Source organism: Aquabacterium sp. (assembly GCF_036279675.1).
Lineage (GTDB): Bacteria > Pseudomonadota > Gammaproteobacteria > Burkholderiales > Burkholderiaceae_C > Aquabacterium.
Window position 1 is genome coordinate 1 of sequence record NZ_DASUIS010000153.1, and the last position, 9,748, is coordinate 9,748.

Below are 9,748 nucleotides of genomic sequence, written 5' to 3' on the forward strand. Positions count from 1 at the left end.
GAGCTCAAAGCCCATATCCAGGGCGCCTTGAACGTGGGCTGCACCCGCCAGGAAGTGGTCGAGGTGATCATGCAAATGGCCGTGTATGCGGGCTTCCCGGCAGCCGTGAATGCGTTGCTGGTGGCCAAAGAACTGTTTGCAGAAATCGACACCGCCACCCGGAACGCGGGTTGATGGCACTCATGGGCTTGGGCACACTCCTTGCTGGTTCACCAAGGTGGACTTACCAACAAGTCAAACAGGCCCCCGATGAGATTCGTATTTCTGTTGCCGCTGGTGTTTGCCAGTTCGGCCATGGCTGCGGCAGCGTCCGCACCCGACAACATCCTGGCTGAACTGTCGCGCTGCGACAGCAGCTTCTTCCAGGCGCTGAACCGCCAGGCCAGCGCGTTCTCGGCTACGCCTTACCTCGTCAAGAACGGCGCGGTGGCGACGTTCAAGGTGGCAGACCGCGCTGATGTCGACCGCAGCCTGCGCAGGTTCACGCCCACCATCAAGGTCAGCGGCCTGGAGGCCTTTGGCTACTTTGACGAGCACCTGAACCTGGGTGGTGATGAGGCCGTCATCTCCTGGGGCTTCATCCTGCGCTTACCGTTGGACAAGGTGCTCAAGTCCATGCAATCTCAACTATGGGACAACGCCCGACTGCAGCAAGAAGGCGATGTCTATGCGCGCTCCGAGCAGTGGGACCTGGCTCAACCGGAGGCCGGCTGGCAGAAGATCGACACACCTGGCGGCGCCGAATCCCGGCCCGGCACGATCGAGCGCGTGCTGCAGATCGAGACCTATGAAAAAGACGCGGCCATGACTCGCATGGCATGTACCCTGCGCGGCCCCGTGACCAATGAACTGCTGATGGCCACACGGCCAGACCTCGACGTCAAACCACAGGTCGGCAAATAAGCTTGTTGGCAAGCGGTCAGGAACAGGCCAACGGTGCCTAAACTGTGGCCTCATGACCAACATCCTGACCTTGACCATGAACCCGGCGGTCGATGTGTTCACATCGATCGATCGCGTCATCCCCGGCCACAAGCTGCGCTGCGAACCGGCACAGACGCACCCCGGTGGAGGCGGCATCAACGTCGCGCGGGTGCTGCATCGACTGGGCGCCGATGTGCGTGCGCTTTACACCTGTGGCGGCGTCACCGGTCGCATCCTGCAGGCGTTGCTGGCCCAGGAACAGATCCCCGCGCAAGCCATCAACATTGCCAACGAGACCCGTGAGAGCTTCACCGTTCACGAAGGTGCCAGCGGGCAGGATTTCCGATTCGTGCTGCCGGGGCCTGCCCTGAGCGAAGCCGAATGGCAGGCCTGCCTGGCAGCCCTGAGCCAGCCACAACCAGCGAAGTATGTGATCGCCAGCGGCAGCCTGCCCCCTGGCGTACCGGATGATGTCTATGCCCGGATGGCCACCCAGGCACGTGCCCAAGGCAGCCTGTTCGTGCTCGACACATCAGGCGCTGCCCTGAGTGCGGCGCTTCAGGCCGGCATCCACCTGGTCAAACCCAGCCTGAGGGAACTGCGAGACCTCACGGGGCTGCCCCTGGTATCCGAATCGGATTGGTGTGCAGCGGCTCGCGGCCTGATCCTGCAAGGGCAGGCCCACATGGTGGCGCTGTCTCTTGGTGAAGATGGCGCCCTGCTGGTCACCGCCGAACAAGCCTGGCGCGCCCACGCGCTGAAAGTCGATGTGGCCAGCACCATTGGCGCGGGAGACAGCTTTCTGGCTGGTCTGGTGTGGGCCCTGGACCAGCAACATGACCTGGCCCAGGCTTTGCGCCACGCCATGGCCGCAGGTGCCGCCGCCTTGTTGACATCCGGCACCGCATTGAGCCAGCCCGCAGACATCCAGCGGCTCCTGGGCGACGTGCAGATCCAGGCACTTTGAGTTCGGAAAGCGCGCACAACATGCATCTCCTGCCCGCCCATGTTCACTGGCCTTTGTCGGGCCTGGAGCATGGCGCGTTCGTGTTGGCCGGCTTGCTGATCTACCTGACCTCCACCCGATTGAGCCGGGAACACCGGCACCCTTCCGCCGCCCTGGCCTGGGTGCTGACCATTGCCCTGCTGCCCTATGTCGGCATACCGCTTTACCTGCTCTTCGGCGTGCGCAAGGTACCTCGCCCTCACGCTCGACTGAGACAGGCGCTCACGCAACAGGATGGAGAAGCGCCCCACTGGGCCATCGAACTCGGGCAGGCCCTGGCACTGCCTGCGGCCACACGCAACGACACCGTGAGCTTTCAGGCAGACGGGCAGACGGCCTTGAATGTGCTGCTTGACCTGATTCGCCAGGCTCGGCGCCAGATCGACATCTGCACCTTCATCCTGGGTCACGATGAGGTCGCCAACGCCCTGACCAAAGAGCTCACGTTGGCGGCGAGCCGTGGTGTCAAGGTTCGTCTGCTGCTGGATGACCTGGGCTCCTGGTCGACACCTCGCTCGCTCGTGCGCACGCTCAAGCAACACGGCGTGGCGGTGCAGTTCTTCATGCCCGTGCTGCACAATATCCGCCGGGGGCGCGTCAACCTGCGCAACCACCGCAAGCTGGTGGTGATCGACGGGCAACATGTCTGGAGCGGCGGCCGCAACCTGGCCAGCGAGTACTTCGTCAGACAGGACCACAGCCCCGCCTGGAACGACATCAGCTTTGTGATCAGCGGCCCGATGGCCCGGCAGGCTCATGACCTTTACCAACAGGACTGGCAGGTGGCCAGCGGCGAAATCAGTTTCGTCGATGTGCCCGTCTGCCATCCTGCAGGCCCTGCAAGCGGCGGTTTGATGCAGTGGATCCCGAGCGGCCCGGATCATGCCGACGACACCATCCATGCCCTGTTGCTGGCAGCCGCCTATCGTGCCGAACGCCGCATCGTGCTGGTCTCACCCTACTTCGTGCCAGACGATGCCTTGCTGTCAGCCTGGTGCCTGGCCTGCCGCCGAGGCGTTCAACTCACCCTGGTGCTGCCTGCCCGATCCAATCACCGACTCGCTGACGTTGCACGTGCACCCTCCCTTCGAGCCTTGATGGCGGCAGGTGCCGAGGTGATGTTGTACCCGCGCATGCTGCATGCCAAGGCGGTCATCGTGGACGACGACATGGCGTGGTGTGGCTCAGCCAACCTGGATGCGCGCAGCCTCTTTCTCAATTTCGAGTTGAACACCGCCTTCTATGATGAACAGAGCATTACCTGGTTGACCCAGTGGGCCTTGCGCCTGGCCAACGAGAGCCAGCCTGCGCGCTCTCAGCCTCCATCGGCCGCCCGAGAGCTTCTGGAGGGCCTGGTTCGTGTCATCGGTTTTCAGCTGTGAGGGCATGAAATAGCCAACGAATGCCGACCTCCATGAAAAGGTCGCTCCCCGTTGCATCGGCTTCCACGTGAGTCACCTGCATGCCCTTTGCTCGAGCTGCGGCGGCACCGATGGTGCGAACCCAGCGCTGCCTGGTCGGCCAGCAAAGGGCACAATCGCCAGGAGCTGCCCAGCCCTTATTTCTCCCTTGCAACGCAGGACTCCCTTTTTGCGCCTCTTCCTCCACATACGTTCGTCGCTCAGCCGTCACGTTGGCAAGCGACGACTTGCCAGTCTCGCGCTTGCCCTGAGCCTTGCTCCCGGCATCACCCTGGCGTCGTCCGAGGGCATTCAGTTTTCGTGCGACCAGAGCCTGAGTGCGGCCATCCGCCTGGGCATGACGCGCTACCTGCAAGAACTGGGCATCCCCGACCGGCTTTACCGTGTCACCACGGACACCACGTCCGGCCAGATCACCTATACCCTGGCAAGCCCTGAGGGCGACCACAGCACTTTGGACTTCCACGAACGCGCTGGCTACGACGTCGGCGAAGAGACCCTGTCGCTCCCACAACTGGGTCGCCCCGACATACAAGTGCGAACCGTGTCGCGCAAGGAGATCGCACTGGCCCTGATGCAACGGGGGCGCCTCACGGTATTCAGTGCAGCCGCTTGCGATGTACAAGCCCTGAAGGACCAGGTCGAACTGCGCCAGACCATCGTTGCCTGGACAGAGCACTTGCACTGGGTCTGGCCGGATGGCGGTGCCGCCAGTTGGAACAAGCGCTACTGGCACGATGGCACCCCATGGCGCCACAAGCCGCTGCAGGAGGCCTTGCTCGACGCCTTCACGCATCAACGCCAATACGCCATAGGCTGCTACACCGCGACCAAACTGGTGTTGCTGCAGGGTGTCACCGACTACTACCACCGGGTACGCGCGAATGCCAATCTGTCCACCATGGTGCTGCGCCGTGTCTGGCAAGACGGGGATCCGCTGGTCAACATCGAACCTGGCGACATGTGGTTCTTCGAAGAAGACTTCGACCCGCGCGAGCAGGGCCGCCCGGGCAAGCTGATGAAGATCCAGTACAACGTGGCACCCCGGAATTTCGTCCCCGGGGACTGGGCCTATATCGTCAACACGGATGCCAACACGCATCACAAGACGGGCTACGAGGGCTCCAATGCGCTCTACCTGGGTCGCAACCGCTTTGACGACTACTACGACGACCACCACCACGCGTACAGCTACGAAGAAAAGCTGGGTGAGGTCTACCAGTGGCGTCATGGCGTGTTCAGCCGTTCACGCGACGCGGCCAGGATACAACCTCTCAGCGCGTCTGACTTCGAACGCCTGGGGCTGAGGCCTGCCCAAGGCGGGCTGGTCAAGGGCTACCGTGTGGTGCCCTTTCAGTTTGGCTACGAGGCCCTGCCAGCCATTCCCGTTGGACACTGACCAGCCAAGCCCAAGGCCATCAGCCAGCCTGGCTGTAAAGCGCCTGCGCCAGTGGGTTGGGCGTGGGCTCCGCGAGCTTGCTCAGCGTGTTGCGATCACGATGGTGGAAAGGCTCGGCCTGTCCACGGATCTCCAGCACGGTGTCCTCGTCGTATGACCAGGTGCCATCGGGATTGATCGTGACCTGGATGCGGAACTCGACCGTCTTGAACGCATGCTCCAGGAACGGCGTCGAGCAGATACCGTAATCCAGTTGCCCACGCGTGGCCACCAGCTCGAAGGTGCTCGCATCGGCCGTGGCCTTGCCCACGGCCATCACGGTCTGGGCGCGGGGAATGGTCAGGGTGTGGATGACAGTGCCCGTGGCGGGCTCCCACAGCCAGTACCCCACCTGATCGTGATACGTCTTGACCTGATCCGGCTTGGTCACGTGGGTGTGATAGCGCAGCCCGTAGAACAGTTGGGGGCCATTGGTCTGAGGGTCGATCGGCTGCAGTTCGATGCGCTCGACATAGGCCTGCTTCCTGGCGCCGTCCGCCTTGGGCTTGACGTCCAGCCCGCGTGTGCCTTGCCAGACGCCGGCCATGCCACGCAAGGGCCCCAGGTTTTTCAGGGTATCGACATCGACGTTGCTGGGTTCGGTGTAGATGTCCTGGGGAAAATCGCTCATGCCTGCTCCTTGTTGACGACAATGCCATCCCGCCAATTTAGCGTGATTGACAACAAAACAAGTCATCCGTCTGTCATCGACCTCACGACGAACTGAGATACGCTTGCATCTGGCTCCGGCAAGGATCAGGATCACCCCATGTGCACCATCTGCGGCTGTGAATCTGCGCAACACCATGCGCCCCATCCCGGGGAGGGGCATGACTCCATGCATGACCACATTCATGGTCACAGCCATGCCCCGGGCCCAGCCGCCATGCACACCCGCGTGCTGCAACTGGAGCAGGACATCCTGGCCGGTAACAACCATGTGGCCGATCACATCCGCGAGCACCTGGCCTCGCACCACACCCTGGCGCTCAATCTGGTGTCCAGCCCTGGCTCGGGCAAAACCACCCTGCTGGTCGAAACCGTGTCTCGACTGAAAGACAAGCGCCCCGTCGCCGTGATCGAAGGCGACCAGCAAACCAGTTTCGATGCCGAACGCATCCGTGCCACGGGCGTACAGGCCGTCCAGATCAACACGGGCAAGGGCTGCCACCTCGATGCCCGCATGGTGCACGACGCCCTGCATGCGCTGCCCCCACTCGACCACGGCGTGCTGATGATTGAAAACGTCGGCAACCTGGTGTGCCCCGCCGCGTTTGACCTGGGCGAAAAGGCCAAGGTCCTGGTGTTCTCCGTCACCGAGGGGGAAGACAAGCCCCTCAAATACCCCGACATGTTCCAGGCCGCTGGCCTGATCCTGCTCAACAAGTGCGACCTGCTGCCGCACCTGCGATTCGACATGGACAAGGCCCTGGGCTTCATTCGTCAAGTCAATCCCGGCGCCGCCGTCATCCAGCTCTCGGCCACCACCGGCCAGGGTTTCGATGACTGGATGGGCTGGCTGGAGCAGCAATGCACCGCCGCCTAGCCGTGCGCGGGCTGGTCCAGGGCGTGGGTTTCCGCCCCTGGGTCTGGCAGCAGGCCACCTCGCTGGGCCTGATCGGCTGGGTGCGCAACACCAGCTTCGGCGTCGAGATCGACATGCATGGGGATGGGCATTTGCTGGACACCCTGCAGGCGCGCCTGTGGCAGGCGCCGCCACCCGCCAAGGTCGAGCAGGTGGATGTGCTGAGCGTGAATGCCGGCGATGCACCGCCCTCCGCGCCAGGCAAGCCATTCGAAATCCAGGCCAGTGTCAGCAACGCCCTGGGGCACGCCACCACCATCGGCGCGGATCTGGGTGTGTGCCCTCGTTGCCTGGCCGAGATGTTCGATCCGGGCAACCGGCGCTGGCGCCATCCCTTCATCAACTGCCCGCAATGTGGCCCGCGCTACACCGTCACGCGCAGCCTGCCGTTTGACCGCGGCCACACCAGCCTGGCCCGCTTCCTGCCCTGCCCGGCTTGTGATGCCGAATATGGCAATGGTGCCGACCGACGCTTCCACCACCAGACCAACACCTGCCCGGAATGCGGCCCCAAGGTCTGGCTCACCCAGACCGACGGCAGCGCCGACCACGAGCAGCCCATTGCATCGGCGCTCAAGCTGCTGCAGGAGGGCGGCATCCTGGCCGTCAAGGGGCTAGGGGGCTTTCACCTGGTGTGTGACGCCAGGCAGGCCGCCGCGGTAGCCCGGTTGCGTCAACGCAAGCGTCGGGAAGGCAAGCCTCTGGCCGTGATGCTGGCCAATCCGGCTTCCATACCGCCCTGGGCCAGCATGACGCCTCACGAGCAACGCTGGCTGCAGTCACCCGAACGCCCGATTGTCCTGTTATCGCAAAGCGAGCGCGCCCGCCAGGAGCTGAGCGGCATCGCCCCTGATCTGGCCTGGTTGGGCGTGATGCTGCCCTACACGCCCCTGCACTATCTGCTCTTCCACGAAGCCATCGGCCAACCCGCTGGCACCGCCTGGCTGACGGCGCCCCATGACATGGTGCTGGTGGTAACCAGTGGCAATGCCGGTGGCTCGCCCCTGGTCATCGACAACGAGACAGCGACGCTGGAACTCGCCGAAATCGCCGACGGCTGGCTGCTGCATGACCGGGACATCCTCGCGCGCAACGACGACTCGGTGTTGCGTGTGCGCCCTGATGGCTCGGCCTGTTTCATGCGACGCAGCCGTGGCTATGCCCCCACGCCTGTGGCCCTGCCTACAAGGGTCGGCAAAGGGCTGGAAGAAGGCAGCCTGCCGCCCTCCGTGCTGTCGATGGGGGCGTTGTTGAAAAACACCCTGTGCATCACGCAAGGCGACCGCGCCATGGTCTCGCCGCACATCGGCGATCTGGATGCGGTGGATACCCGCGTGGCCTTCACGCGCATGGCCGACATCTGGCCCGGCTGGCTGCGCACCCAGCCCGACGCCCTGGCCTGCGATCTGCACCCGGACTTCTTCAGCACCATCCTGGCGGCGCACATGGCGCACACGCGCGCCTCCACGGCATCGGGCATACAGCCCCTGCCCTTGATCCAGGTACAGCACCATCATGCCCACGTGGCGGCCGTACTGGCCGAACATGCTGAAGAAAAAGGCGTCCATGAACCCGTGATCGGGCTGGCACTGGACGGCCACGGCCTGGGCAGCGACGGCATGGTGTGGGGCGGCGAGTTGTTGCTGGTTCAGGAAGACGAGGCACGGCGCATCGGCCACCTGTGGCCCCTGGCCATGGCCGGCGGCGATGCGGCGGCACGGGAGCCCTGGCGCATGGCAGCGTCTGTCCTGCAGGCGCTGGGCCGCACCGACGAAGTCAGCCGCCGATTCACTGCCATGCAGCAGGCGCCCATGCTGCAGCAATGGTTGTCTCAAGGCAGCCAGCGCCATCCGGTGACCACCAGCCTGGGCCGGCTGTTTGACGCCGCAGCAGGGCTGCTGAACCTGCTGGCGCCCTATACCCAGTCGCGTTATGAGGCCGAGGCCGCCATGCGGCTGGAAAGTCTGGCCACCACTTGCTGGCCAGTGGCCGCCCTGACCGATGGCTGGCGCATCACCGATGATCTGCAGCTCGACTGGCGGCCCTTGATGAACTGGCTGGCCGATCAACGTGACGCGGCACAAGCCGCCGCTGTGTTCCACGCCACCATCGCCACGGCCATGGCCGACTGGGCCGCACAGGCGTGTGCGCGCCATGGTGTGAACACGGTCGTGCTTTCCGGCGGCTGCCTGGCCAACCGCCTGTTGGACGATACCTTGTACGCCGGCTTGATCGTCCAGGGCCTGCGCGTCTGGCGCCCGGCACAATACCCCTGTGGTGACGGCGGCCTGAGCCTCGGGCAGGCCTGGGTCGCCCGACAAAGACTGCTCAAGCAAACCCCATGTGCCTCGCCCTCCCCGCCCGTGTGATCGATATCGATGCCCAAGGCCATGGCACCGTGGACATGGGGGGCGTGCGCAAGCAGGTGTCCCTGGCCTTGCTCGATGCGGTGAAGGCAGGCGACTACGTGATCGTGCACGCGGGTTACGCCCTGACCTTGCTGGATGAGGCTGAAGCCCGGCAGACACTGGCCTTGTTCGAGCAATTGCAACAGAACCAGGCGACCTCATGAAGTACGTCAACGAGTTCCGTGACCCGGCCATGGCGCAGGCACTTGCGCGCGCCATCGCCGAAGCCGTTCAAGCTGACCGCCACTACCGCTTCATGGAGTTCTGCGGCGGGCACACCCACGCCCTGGCACGCTATGGCGTGCTGGACCTGCTGCCGCCACAGGTGCAGATGATCCACGGCCCTGGCTGCCCGGTGTGCGTGCTGCCCATTGGGCGCATCGACATGGCCCTCGCGCTGGCGCAAAGGCCGGGCCTCATCCTGGCCAGTTATGGCGACACCTTGCGCGTGCCGGCATCCAAGGGCCTGAGCCTGATGAAGGCGCGCGCCCTGGGTGCAGATGTGCGCATGGTCTATGCCGTGGACGATGCCTTGCAACTGGCCCGCCAGCACCCTGAGCGCGAGGTGGTGTTCTTCGCCATCGGCTTCGAGACCACCACACCGGCCACGGCCGTCGCGATACAGATCGCCCAGCGGGAAGGCCTGCGCAACTTCAGCGTGTTGTGCAACCATGTGCTCACCCCTGCAGCCATGCACGCCATCCTCGATCAGCCAGAGCCTGTGGCGCTCGATGGCCTGGTGGGGCCGGCCCATGTGTCCACCATCATCGGCTCACAGCCTTACGAGGTCTTCGCCGAGCGTCATCATTTGCCCGTCGTCATCGCCGGCTTCGAGCCGCTGGACGTGATGCAGGCCATCCTCATGCTGATCAGGCAGGCCAACGAGGGCCGCGCCCAGGTCGAGAACCAGTTCACCCGGGCCGTTCGGCGTGAGGGCAATCTGAAAGCCATGCGCCTGGTCAATGA

Annotated in this window: 10 protein-coding genes; 9 read left to right on the forward strand and 1 reads right to left on the reverse strand. The window is 64.2% G+C overall.

Features of this window, described 5'->3' with window-relative positions; genetic code table 11:
• From VFW93_RS17960 to VFW93_RS17980, 5 genes are all read left to right on the forward strand, one after another.
• A partial coding sequence (locus VFW93_RS17960) for a carboxymuconolactone decarboxylase family protein (RefSeq protein ID WP_329695331.1) occupies positions 1–174 on the forward strand: 174 nt, incomplete at its 5' end.
• A gap of 75 nt (positions 175–249) precedes the next feature.
• Positions 250–903 (forward strand): hypothetical protein, encoded by a 654-nt coding sequence (locus VFW93_RS17965; RefSeq protein WP_329695322.1) that lies wholly within the window; start codon positions 250–252, stop codon positions 901–903.
• Positions 904–955: 52 nt separating this feature from the next.
• Positions 956–1,891 (forward strand): 1-phosphofructokinase family hexose kinase, encoded by a 936-nt coding sequence (locus VFW93_RS17970; RefSeq protein ID WP_329695323.1) that lies wholly within the window; start codon positions 956–958, stop codon positions 1,889–1,891.
• Positions 1,892–1,911: 20 nt separating this feature from the next.
• Entirely contained in the window at positions 1,912–3,312 is a 1,401-nt protein-coding gene (locus VFW93_RS17975; protein ID WP_329695324.1) for a phospholipase D-like domain-containing protein, read from the forward strand.
• A 208-nt stretch (positions 3,313–3,520) separates the two neighbouring features.
• Entirely contained in the window at positions 3,521–4,750 is a 1,230-nt protein-coding gene (locus tag VFW93_RS17980) for a hypothetical protein (protein ID WP_329695325.1), read from the forward strand.
• 19 nt (positions 4,751–4,769) lie between these two features.
• Here VFW93_RS17980 and VFW93_RS17985 read toward each other — a convergent pair whose 3' ends face one another.
• Complete coding sequence (locus VFW93_RS17985) at positions 4,770–5,420, reverse strand: FABP family protein (protein ID WP_329695326.1); 651 nt, start codon at positions 5,418–5,420, stop codon at positions 4,770–4,772.
• A 138-nt stretch (positions 5,421–5,558) separates the two neighbouring features.
• Here VFW93_RS17985 and hypB point away from each other — a divergent pair, with 138 nt between their 5' ends.
• From hypB to hypD, 4 genes are all read left to right on the forward strand, one after another.
• Positions 5,559–6,335, forward strand: coding sequence for a hydrogenase nickel incorporation protein HypB (hypB, locus tag VFW93_RS17990; RefSeq protein WP_414639726.1), 777 nt, complete (start codon positions 5,559–5,561; stop codon positions 6,333–6,335).
• Complete coding sequence (gene hypF / locus VFW93_RS17995; RefSeq protein WP_329695328.1) at positions 6,320–8,743, forward strand: carbamoyltransferase HypF; 2,424 nt, start codon at positions 6,320–6,322, stop codon at positions 8,741–8,743. Before hypB ends, hypF begins: the two co-directional genes overlap by 16 nt.
• Positions 8,716–8,946 (forward strand): HypC/HybG/HupF family hydrogenase formation chaperone, encoded by a 231-nt coding sequence (locus VFW93_RS18000; protein WP_329695329.1) that lies wholly within the window; start codon positions 8,716–8,718, stop codon positions 8,944–8,946. The genes hypF and VFW93_RS18000 overlap by 28 nt, the downstream gene beginning before the upstream one ends.
• Positions 8,943–9,748, forward strand: an 806-nt coding sequence (gene hypD / locus VFW93_RS18005; RefSeq protein ID WP_329695330.1) for a hydrogenase formation protein HypD, incomplete at its 3' end; no start/stop codon positions are given. The genes VFW93_RS18000 and hypD, both read left to right, overlap by 4 nt.

What these genes read in the sequence shown, in the direction of transcription:
- VFW93_RS17965 (WP_329695322.1), top strand. Translation starts at nt 250, where the DNA reads ATGAGATTCGTATTTCTGTTGCCGCTGGTGTTTGCCAGTTCGGCCATG.
- VFW93_RS17970 (WP_329695323.1), top strand. Translation starts at nt 956, where the DNA reads ATGACCAACATCCTGACCTTGACCATGAACCCGGCGGTCGATGTGTTC.
- VFW93_RS17975 (WP_329695324.1), top strand. Translation starts at nt 1,912, where the DNA reads ATGCATCTCCTGCCCGCCCATGTTCACTGGCCTTTGTCGGGCCTGGAG.
- VFW93_RS17985 (WP_329695326.1), bottom strand. Translation starts at nt 5,420, where the DNA reads ATGAGCGATTTTCCCCAGGACATCTACACCGAACCCAGCAACGTCGAT.
- hypB (WP_414639726.1), top strand. Translation starts at nt 5,559, where the DNA reads ATGTGCACCATCTGCGGCTGTGAATCTGCGCAACACCATGCGCCCCAT.
- hypF (WP_329695328.1), top strand. Translation starts at nt 6,320, where the DNA reads ATGCACCGCCGCCTAGCCGTGCGCGGGCTGGTCCAGGGCGTGGGTTTC.
- VFW93_RS18000 (WP_329695329.1), top strand. Translation starts at nt 8,716, where the DNA reads ATGTGCCTCGCCCTCCCCGCCCGTGTGATCGATATCGATGCCCAAGGC.